We start from the raw sequence: 24772 nt of genomic DNA on the forward strand, positions 1-24772 counted from the left end.
ATAATGAAAGGATGAAATAACTAGAGGGGGTTATTCCAAATTTACATTAATTTTCTCTAAAAAGCTAATAGTATTAGCACCTTCCATGAAAAGGAGATCTAAAATAGATAAATTTGGTATGAATCCATATTTTTCATCAAACATTTGAACATAGGAATCCATTTCTATTTCAACTCCTTTTTTAGCAATTGCTAAAGACCTGAAATCAGTTTTTTCAGGGCTTAATTCATAACTAGTTGTTTTACTAAATTGTTGATCAATTTGTAAGGCATCTGCTATAAATAGATGAGTATCAATATTTAGGTCTTGTAAAAAGGTGTATTTTTTGCTGAAAATAGTATGTAAATCATCTTCAAAAAATTCGAAAAAAGGAGAAGAGCGATAGGCTGATTGTAACGATTTAAAATGTTGTTGCTGCCAAGGAAAATCATTTTCCACTAACGTGTCTTTTGTCTTTTTTCTACCGTCTTTTGTTTTGTGTTTAACAGGAATATTTAAGGCAAGTTTACCGTTAGCTCCATAAATATAACAGCGATTACGGTAGGTTTGCTTTTGATAATTATCTTCTACTTCAAAAGTTATTACGTCTGATTTATAGATTGCAGCATACTGTGAAATAGGAGCAAAGTAAGTAGGGATAAAAAGTGACATTACGCTTTCTTCTTTTTACTTTTTCTAAAACTATATACAGTATAACCTCCAATTAATAATAAAACTAACCAAAGATAAGAAACTGGTTTACCACTGCCGCCAACAGTTGTAAACATTCTATCCCAACGAATAGAGTTTAATTTAGCGATAAAATTAGGTGCGTTAGCATCCCAACTTAACCAAATCATTACAGGTTTACCAACCACGTGGTCAAAAGGTACGTATCCCCAATTTCTAGCGTCTAATGAGCGTTGACGATTGTCTCCCATCATCCAGTAGTAATCTTGCTTAAAAGTATATTCTTTTACCTTTTTACCATTAATGTAAATGTCGTCTCCAAAAATTGTTAAGTCGTTATTCTCATACCTACGAATGATTTGCTCATAAAAAGGTATGGTTTTAGAGTTTAGCTCTACTGTAGCTCCTTTTTTAGGAATATATATAGGTCCAAAATTATCGGTTGACCAAGCATATCTTGGGTCGTGAGGAAAAACAGATTTATCATAAGTCCCTTTTGGAGTTATATGCTTTTCAATAGTTTTTACAATAGGGTTTTTTGCTATCAAAGCTGCCTCTTCATCTGTTAGATTTAAAGCATATCTACCATCTGGCATCATTTGTCCTTCTCTAATATTATATCTAGAAATAGCTCCTTGACTAAATTTTTCTCCATCAGTATCAATGAAAAAGTACCATTGTGGCTTTGCTCTATCAGGTAATGCCGTTTTTTTTCCATTAATAAACACATAACCATCACGAACTTCTAAGCTATCACCAGGAGTACCTACAGCGCGCTTTACATAGTTAGTACGTTTATCAATAGGTTTATAAGTGAATTTTCCAGAATTATCACCCCACATTGTAGCTAAGGAATCTGAAGGCCAACTAAAAACAACTATATCGTTACGTTTAATTTTTTGAAAACCAGGAACACGCATGTAAGGTAATGACAGTTTGTTTAGTAATCCATCTTTATTTTTATCATCAGATAAAAATGATTTTACACCTAATACAGGAATTGTATCATGTGCCATAGGTGCTGCGATTGTAGTCATAGGAACACGTGCACCATAATGAAATTTACTTACAAACAAGTAATCACCCACCAATAAGGTTTTTTCTAATGATGATGTAGGAATGGTGTAAGGTTGCATAAAATAAGTATGCACTAAAGTAGCAGCAATAATAGCAAAAGCAATAGAACTTACCCATTCACCTAAAGGAGATCTAGGTTTTAAACTTCTGTTTTCTATATGCTCTGCATTTGTAAAGTAGTTGATATAATAGATGTATAACCCTAAAGTTAGAATAGCTAAGATGGTGTCAGGTCTTTTATTAAAGCCAAAACTTCTACATGTTTCAACCCAAATAATAGGAAACATTAATAGGTTAACGATAGGAATAAACAATAAAACTACCCACCATTTTGGGCGATTTATTATTTGCATTAGTACTATGGCATTATATACAGGCACAGCTGCTTCCCAAGCTTTTTTACCAGCTCTAGTATATAGTTTCCAAGTACCTAAAAAATGAATAACTTGTATAAGTAAGAAGAATAAAAACCATTCAGTAAATGTCATAATCTATATATTTTGTATTTCCTTGCAAGGAATAAATTCAATATTATTTGTGTGCTTTTAGAGTTTTTTGTTACGCTATTAACCTAAGTTTAACACATCTCTCATAGTAAAAACACCTGTTTTACCATTTAACCATTCAGCAGCAATTACTGCACCTAAAGCAAAACCTTGACGATTATGAGCGGTGTGTTTAATATCAATTGTATCTACTTCAGAGTTATAAGTTACAGTATGAGTACCTGGAACATCTGGAGTTCGGATAGCTTTGATAGAAATATTTTCGTCTGATGTTTTTTTATCTAGCTCCCAAGCTTTTTTGTTTGTGTTTTCAATAACACCTTCAGCTAATGTAATTGCAGTACCACTAGGAGCGTCTAGTTTCTTAATATGATGGATTTCTTCAATAGAAACATTGTATTGCTCTAAAGTACTCATTATTTTAGCAAGTTGTTTGTTTAGCTCAAAGAAAACATTAACACCTAAACTAAAGTTAGAGGCATAAATAAAAGTACCGTTTTTTTCATTACATAAATCAACAATATCGTTGTATTTATCTAACCAGCCAGTAGTTCCGGAAATAACAGGTACATTATTGTTAATACAATTGCTTATGTTGTCATATGCAGAAGAAGGAATACTAAAATCAATGGCAACATCAGCTTTTGTAATGTCGTAACTATTTTCTCCTGTAGATTTAATAACGATTTCATGTCCTCTTTGTAAAGCAATTTTTTCAATTTCTTTACCCATTCTACCATAACCAAGTAAGGCTATTTTCATTTTAAAAAGAATATTTTAGTGTTAAACCAACCTTTGGTGCTTCAATAAATAAAGGATCTGGAGTTATTACTGGTTTTACAGATAAGCTATCATCTGTGTCAAATTGTAATAAGTGTGCGTTAACACTAGCTTCAACAATTTGTAAAACGTATAAAAGTACACCAGTTAATAATGATAAATCTCTATTTTTCCGTAAAGTTTTTTGAGCACTTTCTAAACCAGCAGTAGAAATAAGAACAGTTCCATCCTCTCTAGTAAACTCGTCTTTTAAACCCTGTTTACGAAGTTTAAAAGCTGTTCGATAGCGGTCATACTGGTTACTATTATCAATATAAAAATAAGCGCTAGCGCTCATTGCTGCCCATACTATAGGGGCTTTCCAATATTTTCCATTATAAATTTGCCCCCCTCCAGGAAAAATTGCAGAATAAAAAGCTGCTTTTGAAGGGGATAAAGGGTTGTATTTGTCGCTAGTTAATTGAAGCTGTTTTGCCCTAACAGCAATAGAATCTTTTTGAGCAAAGGTGTTTTGAAACAAAAAAAGACTAAAAAAAGCGAATATGATTGTACGTACGTTCAATTACTTTAATAAGTTTTTAATACGATTAAAGTCTTCTTCTGAATGAAAAGGTATAGAAATTTTACCTTTTCCACGATTGTTCACCGTAACGTCAATTTTATGTCCAAAATAGTCACTAATATCCTTAACACTTTCAGAAATATAATTTGGTAAAGCTTTCTTTTTTGCTGTTTTAGCAACCTTACCTGCTTTTAAGTTTTTTACTAGCTCTTCTGTTTGACGTACCGATAGTTTATCACGAACAATTTTTTCATAAATGTTTAATTGATCAGAATTACTATCAACATTAATTAAAGCACGACCGTGTCCCATTGAAATAAACCCATCACGCATTCCAGTTTGAATAATTGGGTCTAACTTAAGTAAACGCAAATAGTTAGTAACTGTAGAACGTTTTTTACCTACACGAGTACTTAGTTCTTCTTGTGTAAGTTGAATTTCATCAATTAAGCGCTGATAAGAAAGAGCAACTTCAATTGGGTCTAAATTTTTACGCTGGATATTTTCAACCAACGCCATTTCTAACATTTCCTGATCGTTAGCTAAACGAATGTAAGCAGGAACTGTTTTGTTACCAATAAGTTTAGAAGCTCTAAAACGACGCTCTCCAGAAACTAATTGGAATTTATCACTTGATAATTTACGAACAGTAATAGGTTGGATAACCCCTAATTCTTTAATAGAACTAGCTAATTCGCGCAACGCTTCTTCATCAAAATAAGTTCTAGGTTGGTATGGATTTACATCTATTGAATTTATATCAATTTCGATAATATTTCCTACTAACTTATCTGCATTCTTATCTTCTGCTGAATTTACTTCTGCAGTTTCTTTTAATAATGCTGATAAACCTCTACCTAAAGCTTGTTTTTTTGTTGCTTTTGCCATTTACAGTGATTATGCGTTTTTAGTTAAAATTTCGTTCGCCAAATTTAAGTAATTTACGGCACCTTTACTCGTTGCATCGTATGAAATTATACTTTCTCCATAACTTGGTGCCTCACTTAAACGAATGTTTCTATGTACTATTGTTTCAAAAACCATAGAACTGAAGTGTTTACGTACTTCATCTACCACTTGGTTTGACAAGCGTAAACGAGAATCAAACATGGTTAATAATAAACCTTCTATTTCTAGTTCTTGGTTATGTATTTTTTGAACACTCTTAATAGTATTTAATAGTTTTCCTAAACCTTCTAAAGCAAAATATTCACATTGAATAGGGATAACAACAGAGTCAGCCGCTACAAGAGAATTTAAGGTTATTAAACCTAAAGATGGGGCACAATCAATTAAAATAAAATCGTAATCATCTTTAATATCTTCTAACGCTTTTTTTAACATGTACTCACGTTGTTGTTTGTCTACCAATTCAATTTCAATGGCTACTAAATCAATATGAGCAGGGATTAAGTCAACGTTAGGTGAGTCCGTTTTTAAAACAGTATCCTTAGCAGGGATTGTATGTTCTAAAACCTGATATGTTCCAATTTCTATACTTTCAACGTCTAAACCTAAACCAGAAGTAGCATTTGCTTGAGGATCAGCATCAATTAACAATACTTTTTTTTCTAAAACACCTAAAGCCGCAGCTAAGTTTACAGATGTAGTAGTTTTACCTACACCACCTTTTTGATTTGCAATTGCAATAATTCTACCCATTATAATTTATAAAGTTTGAAAGAGGTAAATTTACAATTATTTATCATTTTTGAAAGAGAAAGACGTTAATAAAAATGATTAAGTTCATAATTGCCACTTATCAAAAGAATTAATTTATATTTATTTTTAATAAGCTAAAATTAAATCCTCTTTTTTTTTGGGTTTTTTTCCCTCTTAAAGTATAGTTTTTAACATTCTTTACATTAAAGGTTCAATCATACTTTTGAAGTGTTCTTTTTAACTAGTTATAAGAATGGTTATGTAGATTATAGAATCTGCTAAAATTAATCGCGGCAACCGAAAAGCGAACGAGTAGGTAAAACTAAATAAACTTTAATTATTACATGAAAAAAATTATTACAGTAATCATGTTAAGTATCATGATTATATCTTGCAAAGAAGAGGAGGTAAAAGAAAAAACTCAAATAAAAGAAATTGAGCTATCTAGAGAAAGTGGTTCTAATATGTTGCGTTTTGCAACTGCTGAAGAATTAAAAGCGTTTATTTCACAGCATCATGAATCTGAAACAGATTTATTAGATGAAGCAAGAAGAATGTCAGAAGAAGGGAAGTATAATCCATTATTATTAGTTTATAACTTAGAGGTAGATGAAGCAGAAAAGTTAGGGATTAATGAAAAAGAGGTTCCCTTAGTAAGTTCTAATGATGACATGTTGTTGCTGTTGCTAAACGAAGACGGTGAAATAGGAATTCAGGATAAGATCTTTAGAATTGATGGAGAATTTGTTTACACATACACTGAAGGAAGTTCAAGTCAAATAAACGAATTTTTATCAGCTTACAAAGAAGGTAAAATAGAAATAGAAAAAGGAAAAACCATTGAGTATACCAAAGACTTAAGTGTATATATGCACAATAACAAGTTGGAAAGAGATGATGTAAGTGCAAAAGGAGCTACTTCATATGTTTATTTCAATAGTAACTATAGGATGAAAGCCAGACAGTATAATGGATATTGGGTTTTTTATAGTTCTATAGGAGCTAAGACGAAGGTTCAAAAGCGTAAGAAATTTTTATGGTGGTCAAATTGGAAAACAGTAAAAACAGATAACAGATTAGAGTATGAGTTAAGTTATAAAGTTTATTCAACTTTTGGGTTTCCAACTGTAACGCTTGATGCTTCTGGTCATAAATATTGTTATTGTAATTCAGCTAACAAAGTGTATGACTGGTCGGTAGGTTTTCCTATTGCACCTAATATTTATGTTCCTCAGGAAGGTCAAACGAAGCACTGGGCACATTGGTATAGTACAACTCCAAATACTGTTTCAACTACATTAATTTATTAGAAACAGAAGTTTAAAACTCAAGTTATTAAATAAAAAAACCACATTTAATTAATTAAATGTGGTTTTCTTAGTTTATATATGTGTTTTTTACCCGTTTAACATCACTGGCATTACAAGCATAGTTACTAGTTCTCCTTCTTCAGTTCCGTCAATTGGAGTTAAAATTCCAGCTCTATTTGGTAAGCTCATTTCAATTAAAACATCGTTAGAATTTAGGTTGTTCAACATTTCACTTAAAAAACGAGAGTTGAATCCAATCTGCATATCGTCTCCTTGATAATCACAGTTTAATCGTTCGTCGGCTTTATTAGAATAGTCTAAATCTTCGGCAGAAATATTTAACTCGGTACCAGCCATTTTTAAACGAATTTGATGTGTAGTCTTACTAGAGAAAATTGATACACGACGAACAGAGTTTAAGAAAGAAGCTCTATCTACTGTTAATTTATTTGGGTTTTCTTTTGGTATAACTGCTTCGTAATTAGGGTATTTTCCATCAATTAATCGACAGATTAATACTACGTTGTCAAAAGTAAACTTAGCATTGGTGTCGTTATACTCAATAGTTACGTTGTTTTCTGAACCTCCTAAAATACCCTTTAATAGGTTTAAAGGTTTTTTAGGCATGATAAACTCAGCCGACTTATCAGCAGTAATATCAGTACGGGTATATTTTACTAATTTGTGAGCGTCAGTAGCTACAAAAGTTAATTCTTTTGAATTGAACTGAAAAAATACACCGCTCATAACTGGACGTAAATCATCGTTACCAGCTGCGAAAATAGTTTTTGAAATAGCCGTAGCTAAAATATTTGATGGAATTTCTGTGCTACTTGGAGAAGGTAATTCTACAGCTTTAGGGAATTCATCACCGCTAAAATATGCCATATCATACTTTCCTTGCTCAGAAATAATTTCAATAGTATTATCTCCTTCAACCTTAAAAGTAAGTGGTTGCTCAGGAAATGTTTTTAAAGTATCTAATAATAAACGAGCATTTATAGCAATCGCTCCAGTATCAGTACTTTCTACCTCAATAACTGAAGACATAGTAGTCTCAAGGTCAGAAGCAGATATTTTTAATTCGTTTTCAGATAGTTCAAATAAAAAGTTATCTAAAATTGGTAACGTGTTATTGCTATTTATAACCCCACCTAAAACTTGTAGTTGTTTTAATAATTGTGAGCTAGATACGATAAATTTCATTTAGTAATTTTTCTATTTATTAGACTTACAAATATATCTTAATTTGATGATTTTAAAAATTATTTTTTTATAGGTGTACAATAAGCTTAATTAAATTGATAATTTAACTGTATTGTACCGTAAAAATTCCCTTTAGGAACACGCGAACTTTTAAGTTTTTTAGTATGGTAATTTATAGCATAACCAAAATTAAAACGATTACTTGTAAAACGAATTCCAAACTCCGTTGTAAACTTAAAAGGTTCTACATCAAATGTAACAGGACTATTGTCATTTAAAAAGCTACCTTCTATAGTAGCGTCATAGGCTACATAATGTATCATTGGTTTTAAGTATAAAAAGACTTCAGCTTTATTCTCGAAGTTTGTATTCTGATTGTTTAAGTTTCCATGAAAGGCAATAGAGTTAATAATACTTTCTAAAGGTTTGAAACCAATACGAGTGTATAGACCGGTTGATAAATCAGTATAAACAGTACCTAACCTGGCAGAGTTAGTCCAATTAAGATCAAAAACATTGTCTTTAGTTATTTTTTTAATATAATCAGCTTTTAAATTAAGAGCAAAAGCGTCTTTTATTTGGTACTCCCATCCATTAGCTTCTCTAAAACCATACATTTTATGAATAACGCCTTGCAGTTCTTCACTTAAAGAAGATGAACCGATAACACCTATTTGTATGGATGTTTTTAAAATAGATTCATTTTTGAAAAATCTGTTTATACCAAAGTTACCAAATAAATAACCAGCAAAGGGACGATCGTGTTCTTCAACGGTTTCTACGATAGCTTTATAAGGAGTGTACATATGATGTCCTAATTGAATTTCATATATTTTTTTATCAATGTTTTTTACTTGTTTTTTGCTTAAGAAACGGTATGTTAAAAAGGCTCCGTTAGTATAATATCTGTCTTGGTAAGTAGAGGTGTATAAATCATTGTCATTTATAAAACTAAACTCTCTAGCATATTTTCGTTGTGAGAAAGAAGGCAGAGAAAGTAAGGTAAATAAAAGTAGTATATTTTTTTTCATAGCTGTAAATATCGTATTATTTTAGCACAACCTTGGTTAAATTATAAACAAGAATAATAAATAAACTTATGAAAGAAAAACCTGAATTAACAATTGAAGATTTTGAAAGTGTTTCAACAAATGAAGAATTGTTGGCTATTATTAAGAAAAAGGGAATTTCTATCACTAAAGTTCAGATAAAGCTAGATTATGAAGAAGAGTTGAGAAAGCTACAAATAGAGCTGGTTAAGCTTCAACAATGGATTGCAAAAAATAAAAAGCGAGTTGCAGTAATTTTTGAAGGTAGAGATGCAGCAGGGAAAGGGGGAAGTATTCGACGTTTTATGGAACATATGAACCCGCGTTCTACTCGTTTGGTAGCTTTAAATAAGCCTACAGAAGTAGAAAAAGGACAATGGTATTTTCAGCGTTATATTAAAGAATTACCAAATCCTGGAGAAATAGTTTTTTTTGATCGTAGCTGGTATAATAGAGCAGTAGTAGAGCCTGTGATGGGGTTTTGTAATGACGATCAGTATCAGAATTTTTTGGTGCAAGTACCAGAGTTTGAACATATGTTATATGAAGATGGGGTGGTGGTTATAAAGTTTTGGCTTTCAATTTCAAAAGATGAGCAGTTACGTCGTTTCAATTCTCGAAATAACAACCCGTTAAAACGTTGGAAGTTTAGTCCTGTAGATAAAAGAGGACAAGAATTATGGGATATGTATAGTTATTATAAAAATGAAATGTTTAGTAAAACACATACAGCTTACAGTCCGTGGATAGTAGTAAAAACAAATAATAAAAAAGAAGCAAGAGTTGAGTGTATGCGTCATGTGCTATCTCAGTTTGATTATGACGGAAAAGAAGAAGCTCAAACGATTTTAACACCAGATCCAAATATCGTAATGCGCTATTATCGTTCAGTAAAACATTTAGATTAAGAATGGGAAAGTTAACTCAAAGAGACGTAAATAAACTAAATACAACTAGAGGCTTAAAAGCTTTATTATCGAAATTTTTTAATTTAGAAAGAGCAATTCGATATGTTGATTATGAAAGAAAACTAAAAAAATTACAAGTTGAAATAATTCGTTTACAGGCTTGGGCAATAAAAGAAAATGAACGAATAATTGTAATTTTTGAAGGAAGAGATGCTGCGGGAAAAGGTGGAGCGATACGTAGAATAACGGAGCGTATTAACCCTCGTCATATGCGAATTGTAGCGCTTCCAAAACCTAATGAAGATCAAAAAACACAATGGTATTTTCAACGATACGTAGAACAGTTTCCAAAAGCAGGAGAAATTGTTTTCTTTGATAGAAGTTGGTATAACCGAGCAGTGGTTGAACCTGTTAATGGTTTTTGTACGCAAGAAGAATATGAGATTTTTATGAATCAGGTAAACGATTTTGAACGTATGATTCTAGAGTCGGGTATTCGTTTGGTGAAAATTTACATGTCTATCAACAAAAAGGAACAAGCGAAACGATTTAATGATATAAAGAATAATCCATTAAAACAATGGAAAATGACACCTGTGGATGAGAAAGCGCAAGAGCTTTGGGATGATTATACAGAGTACAAAAAGGCCATGTTTTCAAAAACAAACACAAAAATATCTCCTTGGAAAGTTATTCGAGCAAATAGAAAAACAATAGCAAGGATAAACGTGATTAATTATATTTTAGAAAGAATACCTTACGATAAAAGTATAGAGGTATAATAACTAAGATAATTTTTGTTGAATATTTTCAAAAATATAAAATAACTCACCAGCAATTTGTTTACTTGTTTCTAGATACGTTTCTTCAGTTAAATCAGTATTGTCTGATGCTTTAGGGTCGTTATAAGGTAGGTGAAAACGCTCAATTGCATCAGGAATATACGGGCAGTTTTGATCAGCGTTATCACAAGTAGTAATAGCGATAAAAGGATAACTGTTTTGAGGGTGATCATATAATTTTGAAAAACCTAAGATAGATTTTTTAGTTCCGTTAAAGGAAACCAAATATCTTGGGTTTTGATGAGAAAAATCAACTACACTAAAAGTAAAACCAGTTTTTTGTAAACATTTTACTGTATTTCTATGGAAAGAGGTAGTTTCTGTTCCGCCAGAATAAGTAAACATATTCTTTAAGTTGAAATATTCAATAGCAAAGAAGCTCCATACTTGTGCTAATTGACTTCTACGAGAATTATGAGTACAAATAAAGTTTAAATTTATTTTCTCTCTATCAAGATACTCTTCAAGAATAGTATCAGCTATTTCAAGTAATAAATCTTTTCGCTCTTCAGTAAGGATTAACTCTTTTCTTGCTTCCTCAAAGAAAATTTTTGTATTAATATTCTTAGTGTTTATCATTTATTTGCAGTTCTTTTGCAGAGTATAATTATTTGCAAAAATACAAGCTAATACCCTTTTAGCTAATTAAATAAAGGTTAAGGATGTGTTTAGAAATCGGTAATAAAGTAGCAGTAATTGATGCTGATATTAGAGGATTTGTAACAAAAATTAAAAATGAAGAGGTTTTTGTTAAAGATGAGGACGGAATGGAGTATTGTTTTCTTAGGAAAGAATTGGTAAAAGTTGATGTGGATCAAAATGAGTTAAGCAAGTATTCTGACATCAATAATCCAATGCTAAAAGCAAAAATTCAATCCAAAGAAAAGAAGAAAAAAACATCTTTTGTAAAAGATAAAAAAGAAATAGTAATGGAAGTAGATTTACATGCTGAAAAGTTGGTTAAGTCTACAAGAGGAATGGATAATTTTGATATTTTATCAATACAAATCAATACAGCAAAACATAAATTAGAATACTGTATATCTAAAAGAATATCAAAACTAGTTTTAATACATGGAGTAGGAGATGGAGTTTTAAAAACTGAGTTACGATATTTATTGAATAATTACCCCGTTAAATATTACGATGCTTCTTATCAAAAATATGGACAAGGTGCTACCGAGGTATATATTTTTCAAAATCAATAATTTTTTTAAAACTTAACCATCAGTAAGAAAACCTTATTTTTGCCCTATGAAATCTGTTTACTTAGACAATGCTGCAACAACACCTATGTTGCCCGAAGTTATTGAAGCTGTTCAACAGTCAATGCTAACAAATTTTGGTAACCCATCATCTATACATCAATATGGTAGAAAAGCTAAAGCTGTGGTAGAAACAGCTAGAAAAAATATAGCGAAACACTTTAATATTTCTTCAAGTGAAATCATTTTTACAGCTGGAGGAACCGAGGCAGACAATCTAATTTTATTTAATGCCGTTTTAAATTTAGGAGTTGAAAGAATTATTACTTCTAAGATAGAGCACCATGCAGTTTTAAATACAGTAAAGTTTTTAGAAGCAAAACATAAAATAGCTGTAGATTATGTTAGGGTAAATGAGAGCGGGACTGTTTCAATGGAGAGTCTGGGGGACTTACTAAATAAATCAAAGAAAAAAACTTTGGTAAGTTTAATGTATGTAAATAATGAGATAGGTAATATGCTGCCTGTTGAAGATGTTGTAGCATTATGTAAAGAATATGAAGCGTATTTTCATTCAGATACAGTACAGGCTATAGGGCATTATCATTTAGATTTACAAAAAACACCAATAGATTTTATAGCAGCAAGTGCTCATAAATTTCATGGACCTAAAGGAGTAGGATTTGCTTATTTTAAAAAAGGTATAGGAATACTACCGATGTTACATGGAGGAGAGCAAGAAAAAGGAGCTAGGTCAAGTACTGAAAATGTACATTCCATAGTTGGTATGGAAAAAGCACTAGCTATAGCTTGTGAAGATTTAGGAAAAGATAAAGAGTATATTATAGGATTAAAAAAATATTTTGTAAAAAAAGTAAAAGAATTAATCCCTAATATTGAGATTAATGGAGAATCTGTAGAAAAAACAAGTTATACAATACTTAATCTACGGTTTCCTATAGAAGATAAAATGCTATTGTTTAATTTAGATTTGTCTGGAGTAGCTGTTTCTGGAGGTAGTGCTTGTCAAAGTGGAAGTAGTAAAGGATCTCATGTGTTACAGGAGTTTTTAGATGAGAAAGAAGAAAAGAAAACATCTGTACGGTTTTCTTTTAGTAAATTAAACACATTCGATGAAGTTGATTATGTTCTTAATCAGTTAAAAAAAGTGGTGAAAAAATAATAAAGTCTTTTTTGTTTGTTTTTAAGAGGTTTTTTTATTTCTTTGTTGTAAACTATTCTGATTAGAGATTAAATCTTTTAAAAGTGATTTAATAGAATTGTTTTTAATAGGTTTTTTTTATAGATAATTACTTAAATGTTTTTTTTTACTATAATGTGACCTAAATTGTTAATTTTACGTCTAATATTTTAGTGAAAGTAAAAATAGTTTACTTTTGCACACTAAAAATATTTAGAGGCCCCCCACAAGAAATAAGTTGTAAAAGAGCAACTTAACGTTTTTTTTGTGTGGGGTTTTTTATATCCCACCATATTGTTTATTAAAAAATAAATAGCCTCGAAGAATTTTGGGGTACAACATTGTATATAAAATAAAATGTATTAATATGGGGGAAAACTACATGTTAAAGACTGAGAGAATAAAGTTTTTTTTTAGTTTAGTAATTATATTTTTAATATCATTTAGTTTACAAGGCCAGTGTATTCAAGAGACAGGTACTTGGAATGGAAATACAACTATTAATGGTGGAGACATAACAGAAACTGTTAATTTCTCAACAGAAGGTGTCATTTCAGATGTTACAATAACAGTTGATATTGATCATACATATGATAGCGATTTAACCATTTCAATAACGAGTCCAGAAGGAACAACAGTAGTTCTTACATCCAACAATGGAGGTGACAAAGACGATTATAAAATAACAACCTTTGATGATAATGCTTCTGCATCAATTACTGATGGCCCGCCGGTAAAACCCCCATACAATGGTAGCTTTATTCCTGAGAATCCTTTAAGTGTTTTTGATGGTGAAAGTATAGCTGGAACATGGACTTTGACGGTAAATGATAATTATCCGTTTTTAGATGATGGTGTATTAAATAGTTTTTCTGTAAATATTTGTAAACTACATGAGGTTTCATGCAACGATGTATACGCAAGTTCATCATCTGGTACTTTAGGTAATTTAAATTCATTATATACGTTAACAGGTTCAACTATGACACCTGTGTATACAGCTCCTCAAAGAATAGGAGGTTTGGCAATTAGTGCTGATGGTAATGCGTATTACGATGATGCTTCAGCATCATTTCCTTTATATAGTTCAGATGGATCAACTCAGGTGTCTGAGGGAGCTACGTTACCAAATCAATTAGTTGGTCAAGGAGCGAATACTGATGGAGATGTATACTATATTGATACTTCATATCATTTACGAGTAATAGAGAAAGGATCGGGTACTGCTACCGATTTAGGTGCTCTAAACTTTGGTACAGATACTATTGGAACCACATTAGTAGCAGGAGATTTAGCTTTTGATGGTAATGGTCGTTTACATTGGTATGCTTCAGTAGGAGGTAGTGGAGCTTCTTATTTATTTATAATAAACACGAATACATTAGTAGCACAAAACCTAGGTAATGTGGGACCTAATGCAGCAACGGGAGTTGCATTTGATAGTAGTGGAAATATGATTACGAGTACATCTAATGGAGATGGAACTAGTGATATTTACTCAATAGACTTTTCGTCACCAACATTATCAGGAACTCTTATCGGTACAGCATCACCAGGGGTATATGATATGGGGTCTTGTTCAACTCCAACCTATAACCCTAATTTAACAGCAACAAAGTCAGTTAAAAATATAACAAAATCAGCAGATCCAGCTGTTATAGCGTTAAGTGGAGATGTATTAGAGTATACTATAGTAGTAAATAATATAGGTAATTTATCAGCTTCTAATGCCACATTTATAGATGCAATACCGGCCTCTACAACTTATGTAGCAAACTCGACTCAGTTAAACGGAGTTTCGGTAGCTGATGTAGGTGGTAATATGCCATACATTACCGCTACAGAAATACATTCTGATACACAACCAGATGGGGTAGTTACTATTGGTAGTCCTGTTACTATTACATTTAGAGTAACAGTAGATAACGGAACATTACCAGCTAATATTGATAATACTGGAACAGTAGAATATCCTATTGTTACAGGAGGTGTTACTACTAATCAATCTGTTGATTCAAACACAGTCAGTACTCCAACAGGAGATATTTGTACCTTAGGAACTAATGACTCAGACGGAGATGGTATTGATGATATTTGTGATTTAGATGATGATAATGACGGTATTTTAGATTCTGTTGAAGGAAGTTGCTCTACTAGTGATTTTATTATTTTTGGTGGAGATGGAGGGAGTACAGCAAGTTTTTCTCAATCTGCAGTTTCTTCAGCTATATTTAATTTTTATTATGTTGATAATTCTGTATCTGTTTCTATAAATGGAGGAGGTTTAAATGTAAATAATATTCTTCAATTAGAAACAGCGGCGGTAGCAGGAGAAGTGTTTTTAGAATTTACAGATGGTGCAGTAATGATTGCACCATGGGTAGCTAATAATAATGGCTTACCAAGATTAAAGGTAGAAATTGATTTTTCAGGTAATGTTACAGTATATGGTTCTCGCTCAACCAATTCTACATCTTTAGAATTAATGCAAATTAGAGGAGGAGGTACTTTTAATACAATTTCTTTTTTAGCAGGAAGCAATAGTTTTGTTATTGAAAATCAAAATGGTACCGGTTTAGATGCTGTTGGGGGAGTAGCTACAGTATTTTTTTCTTGTACAGATACCGACAACGATAATATCCCAAATTACTTAGATACAGATTCAGATGGAGACGGCTGTTTTGATGCTATAGAAGGAAATGAAGATGTAGATATATCAGACTTATCAGGTGGTAGAATAACAGGAGGAGTAGATAGTGATGGTGTTCCTAACGTAGTTAATTCTGGTGGTTCTGCTGATGGAGGTAATAATACACAAGGTCAAGGAGTAGGAATAAGTGCTACAGCAAACGCAGATGCTGTACCAACTTTAATAATAACGAATCCAGCATCAGTATGTAACCCGTCTACAGTAGATTTAACAGCGAATAATATAACTAATGGTACTAATGGAAGTAGTACATCAGGTACATTAACATATTGGACAGATGCTGCAGCAACTAACTCTTTAGCAAATGCTAATGCAGTTTCTTCGAGCGGAACATATTATGTTAAACTAACTTCAGTTAGTGGTTGTTATGAAATAGAGTCTGTAGTAGTAACTATAAATGATTTACCAAATGAGGCTACAGTAAGTTCAAATAGCCCTGTATGTTCGGGGGAAGATGCAGTGTTTACTATTAGTGGTGATGCAGGAGATAATATAACTTATAATATAAACGGTTTAAGTTCAACAACAGCATTGATTGGTGCAGGTGGAACAGTTGATGTGACGGTAAATGGAGTTACAGCTAATACAACTATCAACTTAACAAATGTGAGTGATGGTACATGTGATAGAGTTTTGACAGGTAGTACAATTGTTACAGTAACAACTGCACCAAATGCAGGATCGAACGGAACATTAACGGTATGTGAAGGAACAACCCCTACAGATGCAGAGTTATTTTCAGCATTAGGAGGAACACCAGATACAGGAGGAACATGGTCAAATGTTGGATTAACCTATACCTATACAGTAACAGCTACAGCGCCTTGTGCTACAGATGCGACAGCTGATGTATTGGTAACGGAGCAAGCCCAACCAAATGCAGGATCGAACGGAACATTAACGGTATGTGAAGGAACAACCCCTACAGATGCAGAGTTATTTTCAGCATTAGGAGGAACACCAGATACAGGAGGAACATGGTCAAATGTTGGATTAACCTATACCTATACAGTAACAGCTACAGCGCCTTGTGCTACAGATGCGACAGCTGATGTATTGGTAACGGAGCAAGCCCAACCAAATGCAGGATCGAACGGAACATTAACGGTATGTGAAGGAACAACAGTAACAGAAACGCAGTTATTTGCAGAGTTAGGTGGGACGCCAGATACAGGTGGTACTTGGTCACCAGCCTTAGCGGGAGCAGGAACCTATACCTATACAGTATCAGCAACGAGTTCATGTACAAGTGAAGCTACATCTGAAGTAGTGGTAACAGAAGAGGCTGTTCCTTCTATACCTTCTATATCAGTTGAAAGAGCTACATGTTCAACACCAGGTAGGGCTATAATTACTAATTACGATTCAAGTTTAACTTATGTTTTCAATGATTCAACATTAGCGGTTGATGAAAACGGTATAATTAACGGTTATAATTTTGGAGTTACTTATACAGTAAGTGTGAGTAGTAGTTGTGGTAGAGGATCTTCTGAAGATTTTGTAGTAAATGGTAGATTATCAGGAGAAGATTGTATTGATACAGATAACGATGGTATACCAGATGCTATGGATGTGGATGATGATAATGATGGTATACCAGATGTAGAAGAAGGTGATGGTTTGGTAGATACAGATAATGATGGGGTTCCAGATTCATTAGATTTAGATTCAGATAACGATGGTATTAATGACGTAATAGAAGGTGGAGATGGAGATTTAGACACTAACGGAGATGGTGTTATCGATTCTAATGATTCAGGGTATACAGATGCTAATGGAGATGGACAGGCTGACGATTCAGTAGATAATAATGAGGAACCAGATACAGATGGAGATGGTATTCCTGATTACCAAGATTTAGATAGTGATGATGATGGTATTAATGACGTTGTAGAAGGAGGAAATTCTGATGAAGATGGAGATGGTCAAGTAGACAATCCTTATGAAGATACGGATGGAGACGGTATAGCTGATAGTGTAGATGGATTTGACGGTCATGGAGATGCTAATTCTTCAGATAATAATACAGATCCAATAGATCCTAATAGTGGAGGAAATGGTGTAGTAGATGATAGTGGAGTAGATTCTGATGGAGATGGTATAGCTGATAGTGTAGACGGATTAGAAGGCTTTGGTGATGCTATTAATGAAGACACTTGTGTGAAAGTTAATAATCTTATGAGTCCAAATGGTGATTCAGCTAACAGTTATTTACATATTGATTGTATTGAGAATTTCCCTAAGAATACTATTGAAATCTTTAATAGATGGGGTAACACGGTATATAGAGCAAAAGGGTATAATAATAGTAGCGTTGTGTTTAGAGGAATTTCTGAAGGAAGAGCAAATATAAATGTAGGTGATAAATTGCCAGTTGGAACATACTTCTATATTTTAGACCTTGGAAACGGAAGTAAAGTTAAAAAAGGCTGGATTTACATTAATAGATAATCTAGGTTTATAAAAAAGACTGATGAATAAAAGTTTTAATCAAATGAAATTATATTTAAGTTTAATCTTAATATGTGCAATGAGTATCTGTATAACCACAGATATTCATGCACAACAAGATCCTCAGTACACACAATACATGTACAATACCATGAATGTGAATCCAGCATATGCAGGATCTAGAGGACATACTGTAATTACTGCTTTAGGAAGAATGCAGTGGGTCGGTTTTGAAGGAGCACCTAATACTCAAAATTTATCTTATGATACCCCGTTAGGATATTCAGGGGTAGGATTAGGAGTTAACCTAATGAATGACCAAGTGGGGCCCTCTAGTGAAATATATTTAGATGCAAATATTTCTTATAATATTCAAACTGGAGAAGAAGGAAATTTAGCTTTTGGTCTACGTTTAGGAGGAAGATTATTAAACATAGATTGGTCAAAAGGAACCTATAAAGATGATGAAGTGGTATTTCAAGATAATATCAATAAGTTCTTACCAACAGTTGGGGCAGGTATTTATTATCACCAACCACAGTGGTATATTGGATTATCTGTACCAAATATTTTAAGAATGGAGCATTATGATGCAGATACTCCAGGAGAGGTAGCTGTAGAAAGAATGCACTTTTTCTTAATCGCAGGGTATGTTTTTGATATAAATGAAGACTTAAAGTTTAAGCCAGCTGCTTTACTAAAAGGAGTTTCAGGAGCTCCACTATCATTAGATATCTCAGCAAATTTATTGTTTAATGAAAAATTTAGAGTTGGAGCTTCATGGAGATGGGATGATTCTGTAAGTGCTCTTTTAGGTTTTCAAGCAACCGACTCTTTACTTATTGGATATTCATATGATTTAACAACATCAAACTATAATGTAACAAATTCAGGAACACACGAAATTATGTTACAATATGAAATATTTAAAGATATTAGATATAGATCCCCAAGATTCTTCTAAAAAAGGAAAAAATGAATTTTAAAAAATTACTAGCACTAACAACAGTATTGTTAGTGTTGGCTGTAAATGGTTTTGGTCAAAGTAGGAAAGTAGCAGACCGTTATTTTGAGGAGTATTCTTATGTTCAATCAGCTAAATTATATAAAGATTTAGTATTAATTAAAGGGGATAGTTCTCAACATGTATTAAGTAGGTTAGCAGAATCTTATTATAACAACTCAGATACTGAAGAAGCAGAGATTTGGTACCAAAAACTTATTTCAAATTTTAACGAAAAGGTTGGAGAAAAACATTTATTTAAGTACGCTCAAGCACTGAGAAGTAATGGTAAATATAAAAAATCAGATTCTATATTTTTAAAATTAACACAATCTCAAAAAAGTGGCTTAGATGAAGAACTTAAAAAAGATAGTTATTTATCAGACTATACCAGTCAAGAAAAAAGAATAGGAGTAAGAAATTTAGCAATAAATACACCGTATTCAGATTTTGGAGGTTTTATATTGAATGGAAAATCGTATTTCACATCTTCTGTTCCTAATGATTCAAAAAGACAAAAAATATATAAATGGAATAACCAACCGTTCTTAAATATTTACAAGGCAGAAGAGGATATACAAACATTAGAAGGAAGTAAGCAAGATACTATATTAGTTTTAGCCAATGTTCAAAAACTAGGAGAACCAATAGCTTCTGAATTACACGAATCCACACCTGTTTTTACAAAAGATGGAAGAACCATTTATTTTACAAGAAATAATTCAGAAGGAAAGAGGGCTAGAAGAAGTAAGAAAAATACATCTAACTTAAAAATTTATAAAGCTAGTTATGTGAATGGTTATTGGATTAATGTTAAAGAGTTACCATTTAATAATGATGAGTATTCCACAGGTCACCCAGCCTTAAGTCCTGATGAAAAAACATTATATTTTGTTTCTAATATGCCTGGAGGTTACGGACAATCTGATATTTATAAAGTAGCTATTAAAGGTAAAGATGAGTATGGAGAACCAGTAAATTTAGGGAGCTCTGTAAATACATCAGAAAAAGAAGTTTTTCCCTATATAGGAAATGATAATGTATTGTATTTTTCTTCCAATGGGCATTTAGGTTTAGGACTTCTTGATATTTTTCAAGCAAAAATTAAAGAGGACGGTACAGTATCATCACCAGAAAATTTAGGGTATCCATTTAATAGTAAAAAAGATGACTTTTCATTTTTTATAAGTAAGAATGGTAAAAGGGGCTTCTTCTCATCAAATAGAGAAAAAGGGAAAGGAGATGATGATATTTATAGCTTCTTTATATATACAGATCCGCCAGTTTGTACACAAGTTGTTAAAGGAGTAATCAAAAATAATAAAACAAATGCACCGATAGATGCCGCTATAATAAAACTGATTAATAAGGAAAAAGAGATTATAGCAGAAACAATTTCTAATGACTTAGGTCATTATACTTTTAAAGATGTACCATGTAATAATACTTATACAGTAACAGCAACTAAATTAGATCATAGATCTGGAAGAAGTGTTGTTTCAACTACAGGTAAAGGAAGTAATGAAGTTACAGCAAACCTAAAGTTAACACCATTAATTATAGGAAACCAAATAGTAATAAAACCTATTTACTTTGACTATGACAAGTCTGTTATTAGAGAAGATGCAGAATATGAGTTAGAAAATATTGTAACTGTAATGACAAACCACCCTGAGTTAGTAATTAAAATAGAATCACATACAGATAGTCGTGGTCATAGAGATTACAATAGGATGTTGTCAGATAAAAGAGCAAAATCTACTAGAGATTATATTTTATCAAGAGGTATTGCTAGTAACAGAATTGAAAGCGCGATAGGTTATGGAGAAGACAAACCATTAAACGATTGTGTAGACGGAAAAAGGTGTTCAGAAGAAGAGTATCAGTTAAACAGACGTTCATATTTTTATATAGTAAAAGGAAGTGAATCTATAGAAATAAGACAAGAACAGGAAAAGAAAAGAGTAAGGAAAAGAATAGCTACAAAAAAAAGTAATTTTTTAGAGTTTTTGAGTAAGAATTTAAAGAAATCAGGTAGAAGCTTAAGGCCTGAAAACAATAAGTGTTTTAAAGGAGAAGAAGAAGATTGTGATAGAATAAATAAAGAAATAAAAGTGAATTATAGAAATTAAGATTTACCTATAAATAACTGCAATGTTATCAAATAAGAAAGCTCCTTTTTAAAAGGAGTTTTTTTATTATACACAAGTATAATATTATAGAAAAAATTAAGTTATAAGGTTACATTAACTTATTATCATTATTATTAATTATGAAAAAACTATTTATTCCTTTAGCGTTATTGGCTTTAACAATGACGTCTTGTGTATCAAAAAAGAAGTATGTTGAGTTAGAACAGAAGTACAATGATACAAGAGGAAATTTACAAAAAACAACTCTAGAAAAGGAGCAACTTGAAGCTAAGTTTGCTAAAATTGAAAAGAGAGTTGATGACTACAATGACAAGATTAATTCATTAAAAAGTGTAAATGAATCACTCCATGAAGAAAATAACGTTAAGTTAGACATGGTTGGTAAGTCAGCTGTAATTTCTAATTCTGTAAAAGAAAAAATGAGAGAAACGCTTAAAAACGTTGATCCAGCTGAGTTAGCAAACGCTAAAACGTTAAAAGATTCTATGAATGTGGCGATTGCTCATAACCTTAAAAAATCAATAAATACATCAGAGTTAGAAAACGATGAAGATGTGAATATTGATATTGACCAAACTGTTGTGATGATTTCTGTTTCAGATAAAATGTTATTCAATACAGCAAGTTACAGGGTTAAAAGAAATGCACATAAACTAATAAAAAAATTAGCTGATGTAATTAACTCTGAGCCAAGTATGGATGTTATGATTGAAGGTCATACAGATTCAAGACCAATTCATAATGAAGTTGTTGAAGATAACTGGGATTTAAGTGTAAAAAGAGCAACATCTATTGTTAGACTTTTAGAGAAAAAATACAAGGTAGACCCTAGTAGGTTGATTGCATCTGGAAGAGGTAGTTCAGTACCACTTGTAGAAAATAGTTCAGCTGCTAATAGAGCTAGAAACAGAAGAACTAGAATTGTAATCTTACCAAATTTAGATAAATTTTTTGGTTTATTGGCTGAAGAAGAAAATATCAAGCCTTAATCATTTTAAAACAACAAGAGCCAGCATTATGCTGGCTTTTTGCTTAACTAACTATAGTTCACAGTGACTTTGTAGTAGTTTAAGTGTCTTAAATATATATTAACCTATTAATTAAATTATGAAAAAACTATTGATTTTAACATTCGGAATTCTTTTTATGATTTCTTGTACAGATAAAAAGAAAGAACAAGAAGAAAAACAGAAAATTGAAGCAGCTATAAAAAAAATAGACTCTATTGAAAATGAAGTAAAAGCTGGTATCGATAAATTAAATGAAGCAACTAAGAAGCTTGAGGAGCAGTTGCAAGAAATAGATAGTATATAAATATAAAACTGAATCATTATGAAAAATATAAAACTTATAGCATCAATTGTAATGCTTTTTGCCTTTATAGGAACTCAACAAACATTTGCACAAGGAAAGGGTAAAGGAAAAGAAAAAAGTGTAGAGGTAAAGCAAAAAGGAAAGGATAAAGCCAAAGAAGTAAAAGAAGAACTTGAGCAAGAAGTAGAAAAAGTAAAAGAAAAAGGGAAAGACAAAGCTCAAGAAATGAAGAAGAAAAAAGAGCTGAAAGAAAAAAAGGATAAAAAACAAAGAAAAGATTCAAAGGCAGATAAGGAGAATAAAGGGAAAGGTAATGCCTATGGTCGAGATAAGAATGGTATGAGCGGGAGAGAATTTGGTAAAATGAGATCAAATGAAGCTAAGCAGAGAATTGAAGAGCAAGAAAAAAACATTCGTGACAGTGAAGGTGTTTTAAATAGAGGAAGAGAAAAGGTTAAAAAAGCTCAAGAGAGAATAAAAGAAGCTAAAGAGAATAAAGAAATCTCTGATGAAGAAGCTAAAGAAAAGGAAGAAGTAGTTCGCAAAGCTAATGAAAGACTTAGTGAGTTAGATAAAAAGATTCAAGAGCAAAAAGAAAAAGTTAAAAAAGAGAAAGAAGCTCTAAAGAAAATATTATTTCCAGAAGATAAGAAATAGTAATAAAATTAAATTGTAGTAATAAAAAGAGGTAGTCATTAACTATCTCTTTTTTTGTTTTAAATGAGTCGATTTTAATTTTTTATTTAAATATTGTGGTTCATACCATCTTGTATTCAACTATTGCTTAAAAGTAAGTATGCTTGTAATTTATTTGTGTTAAAGCTATATCATATGCAGTTACATTGATATAAAATATAAGTTGAAGTAGGCTAAATAGTATTGTAAAACTATTAGTATAAAAAAGAAAAAGCTTCTAAATTAATTTAGAAGCTTTTCTTATATAAACACTTTTAAGAGTTGTTATTCATGTAATTTGAAGTTAACAGGAATGTAGTATTCAACATTAGCTGTCTTACCATTATGTTCTCCAGGAACAAATTTAGGTAATTTAGAAACCATTCTTTTAGCCTCTTGCTCTAATAACTGACCATTCTCAGGACCTTTCATTTTAATGTTAGTCACTTCTCCTTTTTTGTCAATTATAAAACGTACCCAAACTCTACCTTCAATGTTTTGTTGAGCTGCTGCCGCTGGATAGTTAAAGTTTCTTTGAATATGGCTAACCATTCTTTCGTTGAAACATGTTAATTTTTGCATATCAGGAACTTTTGTACAAGCTTTAAATTGAGGAATACTTTGTACTTCCACAAACTTTACAAAATCAGTAATAACTTTCTCCTTTTTAACAACGTTAGAACTTTTTTTAGCAACAACCTTTTTTGTAGATCTTGATGAATTATTATTAGTTGCACCAGGAGCTTTAAAAGTAATAGGAACTCCATATTTTACTTTTACAGTTCTACCATTATGTTTCCCAGGAATAAACTTAGGAAGATCATTAATGATTCTTTCAGCTTCCTTCTCTAAAGATTCACCACCTTTAGGTCCACGCATTAGAATGTCTTCAACATTTCCTTGCTCGTTTATAGTAAATTGAACTAAAACTCTTCCTTGTATTCCAGCATCAATAGCTTCTTTCGGATAGTTAAAGTTATTAATAATGTGTTTAGTCATATTAGTTTCAAAACACTTTGCCTGCTTAATTAATGGAACATTGTTACATTTACTAAACAAAGGAATTTCTTCTACTAAATTAAAAGGAATTTTTTCGATAGTAGAAGAGTTATCTTCTAATTCAAGTTTACCAATTAATAAAGTTTTCTTTTTAATATCAGCTACCTTTTGTGAAGAATTAATACCTCCAATAGCAGAAACCGCTTCTTTGTTCTTACGAACAACACGTCTTCTGGTAGAGACTTCAATAGATAGTTGCTTTTTTGCACCATTATCGGTGTCTTCGATTGCACATTTTGTGATACTGTTTGGATCGGCTATTTGTTCATCTGGAGTAGTACATACTTCCTGTCCTACAGCCGCTAAAGAAAGTAGCATTGCAGCTACTACTAAGGGGAGTTTTTTAATCATTGTGCTCTAATTTTAAGTGTTTGGTGAAGTTAATTAAACGTTAACTAACGCTGTAAATATAAATAAAAAATAGAATATA

The 24772-nt window shown here is 31.7% G+C and carries 21 protein-coding genes; 11 read left to right on the forward strand and 10 right to left on the reverse strand.

The genetic code is table 11. The annotated features are described in order from the left end of the window. Nucleotides 1-30: 30 nt before the first annotated feature. The 6 genes from C8N27_RS09620 to C8N27_RS09645 form a co-directional block, all read right to left on the reverse strand. Nucleotides 31-651 carry a WbqC family protein gene (locus C8N27_RS09620; protein ID WP_121147184.1) on the reverse strand — a complete coding sequence of 207 codons (621 nt, stop codon included), beginning with the start codon at nt 649-651 and terminating at the stop codon, nt 31-33. Further along, nucleotides 651-2234, reverse strand: coding sequence for a signal peptidase I (gene lepB / locus C8N27_RS09625; RefSeq protein ID WP_121147185.1), 1584 nt, complete (start codon nt 2232-2234; stop codon nt 651-653). The genes C8N27_RS09620 and lepB overlap by 1 nt, the downstream gene beginning before the upstream one ends. Nucleotides 2235-2312: 78 nt before the next feature. Next, on the reverse strand, nt 2313-3014 hold the full coding sequence (gene dapB, locus C8N27_RS09630; protein WP_121147186.1) for a 4-hydroxy-tetrahydrodipicolinate reductase: 702 nt from the start codon (nt 3012-3014) through the stop codon (nt 2313-2315). Nucleotide 3015: 1 nt separating this feature from the next. Further along, the gene (locus tag C8N27_RS09635; protein WP_121147187.1) at nt 3016-3594 is read right to left on the reverse strand and encodes a DUF5683 domain-containing protein; all 579 of its coding nucleotides are present in this window, start codon (nt 3592-3594) and stop codon (nt 3016-3018) included. After that, nucleotides 3595-4482: a ParB/RepB/Spo0J family partition protein gene (locus C8N27_RS09640; RefSeq protein ID WP_047789667.1), complete on the reverse strand. Its 888-nt coding sequence runs from the start codon at nt 4480-4482 to the stop codon at nt 3595-3597. Nucleotides 4483-4491: 9 nt separating this feature from the next. Then, nucleotides 4492-5256, reverse strand: a complete 765-nt coding sequence (locus tag C8N27_RS09645) for a ParA family protein (protein WP_099216461.1) — start codon at nt 5254-5256, stop codon at nt 4492-4494. Between the two features lie 344 nt (nt 5257-5600). Here C8N27_RS09645 and C8N27_RS09650 point away from each other — a divergent pair, with 344 nt between their 5' ends. Further along, complete coding sequence (locus tag C8N27_RS09650) at nt 5601-6566, forward strand: hypothetical protein (RefSeq protein ID WP_121147188.1); 966 nt, start codon at nt 5601-5603, stop codon at nt 6564-6566. An 87-nt stretch (nt 6567-6653) separates the two neighbouring features. Here the strand turns inward: C8N27_RS09650 and dnaN are convergent, their stop codons facing one another. Both dnaN and C8N27_RS09660 read right to left on the reverse strand, forming a co-directional pair. Further along, nucleotides 6654-7772 (reverse strand): DNA polymerase III subunit beta, encoded by a 1119-nt coding sequence (gene dnaN / locus C8N27_RS09655; protein WP_115900742.1) that lies wholly within the window; start codon nt 7770-7772, stop codon nt 6654-6656. A gap of 86 nt (nt 7773-7858) precedes the next feature. Beyond that, entirely contained in the window at nt 7859-8803 is a 945-nt protein-coding gene (locus tag C8N27_RS09660; protein WP_121147189.1) for a lipid A deacylase LpxR family protein, read from the reverse strand. Between the two features lie 68 nt (nt 8804-8871). On the opposite strand from C8N27_RS09660, the gene ppk2 (C8N27_RS09665) reads away from it, so the two are divergent. Beyond that, complete coding sequence (gene ppk2, locus C8N27_RS09665) at nt 8872-9729, forward strand: polyphosphate kinase 2 (RefSeq protein ID WP_099216465.1); 858 nt, start codon at nt 8872-8874, stop codon at nt 9727-9729. A gap of 2 nt (nt 9730-9731) precedes the next feature. After that, nucleotides 9732-10511 (forward strand): polyphosphate kinase 2, encoded by a 780-nt coding sequence (ppk2, locus tag C8N27_RS09670; RefSeq protein ID WP_121147190.1) that lies wholly within the window; start codon nt 9732-9734, stop codon nt 10509-10511. A 3-nt stretch (nt 10512-10514) separates the two neighbouring features. Here ppk2 (C8N27_RS09670) and C8N27_RS09675 read toward each other — a convergent pair whose 3' ends face one another. Beyond that, a complete protein-coding gene (locus C8N27_RS09675) occupies nt 10515-11150 on the reverse strand; it encodes a low molecular weight phosphatase family protein (RefSeq protein WP_121147191.1) in 636 nt (211 codons plus the stop codon). A gap of 83 nt (nt 11151-11233) precedes the next feature. Here C8N27_RS09675 and C8N27_RS09680 point away from each other — a divergent pair, with 83 nt between their 5' ends. The 8 genes from C8N27_RS09680 (at nt 11234) to C8N27_RS09710 (ending at nt 23265) form a co-directional block, all read left to right on the forward strand. Next, nucleotides 11234-11779 (forward strand): DUF8465 domain-containing protein, encoded by a 546-nt coding sequence (locus tag C8N27_RS09680; RefSeq protein ID WP_121147192.1) that lies wholly within the window; start codon nt 11234-11236, stop codon nt 11777-11779. 46 nt (nt 11780-11825) lie between these two features. Further along, complete coding sequence (locus tag C8N27_RS09685) at nt 11826-12959, forward strand: cysteine desulfurase family protein (RefSeq protein ID WP_121147193.1); 1134 nt, start codon at nt 11826-11828, stop codon at nt 12957-12959. Nucleotides 12960-13344: 385 nt separating this feature from the next. After that, the gene (locus tag C8N27_RS09690; RefSeq protein WP_121147194.1) at nt 13345-18138 is read left to right on the forward strand and encodes a T9SS type B sorting domain-containing protein; all 4794 of its coding nucleotides are present in this window, start codon (nt 13345-13347) and stop codon (nt 18136-18138) included. Between the two features lie 43 nt (nt 18139-18181). Beyond that, nucleotides 18182-19102 (forward strand): PorP/SprF family type IX secretion system membrane protein, encoded by a 921-nt coding sequence (locus tag C8N27_RS09695; protein WP_121147328.1) that lies wholly within the window; start codon nt 18182-18184, stop codon nt 19100-19102. 11 nt (nt 19103-19113) lie between these two features. Next, complete coding sequence (locus tag C8N27_RS09700; protein WP_121147195.1) at nt 19114-21273, forward strand: OmpA family protein; 2160 nt, start codon at nt 19114-19116, stop codon at nt 21271-21273. 140 nt (nt 21274-21413) lie between these two features. Further along, nucleotides 21414-22283, forward strand: coding sequence for an OmpA family protein (locus tag C8N27_RS09705; RefSeq protein ID WP_099216279.1), 870 nt, complete (start codon nt 21414-21416; stop codon nt 22281-22283). A gap of 118 nt (nt 22284-22401) precedes the next feature. After that, nucleotides 22402-22608 carry a hypothetical protein gene (locus C8N27_RS15795; RefSeq protein ID WP_124591056.1) on the forward strand — a complete coding sequence of 69 codons (207 nt, stop codon included), beginning with the start codon at nt 22402-22404 and terminating at the stop codon, nt 22606-22608. A gap of 18 nt (nt 22609-22626) precedes the next feature. After that, nucleotides 22627-23265 (forward strand): hypothetical protein, encoded by a 639-nt coding sequence (locus C8N27_RS09710; RefSeq protein WP_121147196.1) that lies wholly within the window; start codon nt 22627-22629, stop codon nt 23263-23265. A 303-nt stretch (nt 23266-23568) separates the two neighbouring features. Here the strand turns inward: C8N27_RS09710 and C8N27_RS09715 are convergent, their stop codons facing one another. Beyond that, a complete protein-coding gene (locus tag C8N27_RS09715; RefSeq protein ID WP_121147197.1) occupies nt 23569-24693 on the reverse strand; it encodes an energy transducer TonB in 1125 nt (374 codons plus the stop codon). Nucleotides 24694-24772 lie beyond the last annotated feature (79 nt).

The sequence above is a fragment of the Tenacibaculum discolor genome, assembly GCF_003664185.1.
In the GTDB taxonomy this organism is placed as follows: domain Bacteria; phylum Bacteroidota; class Bacteroidia; order Flavobacteriales; family Flavobacteriaceae; genus Polaribacter; species Polaribacter discolor.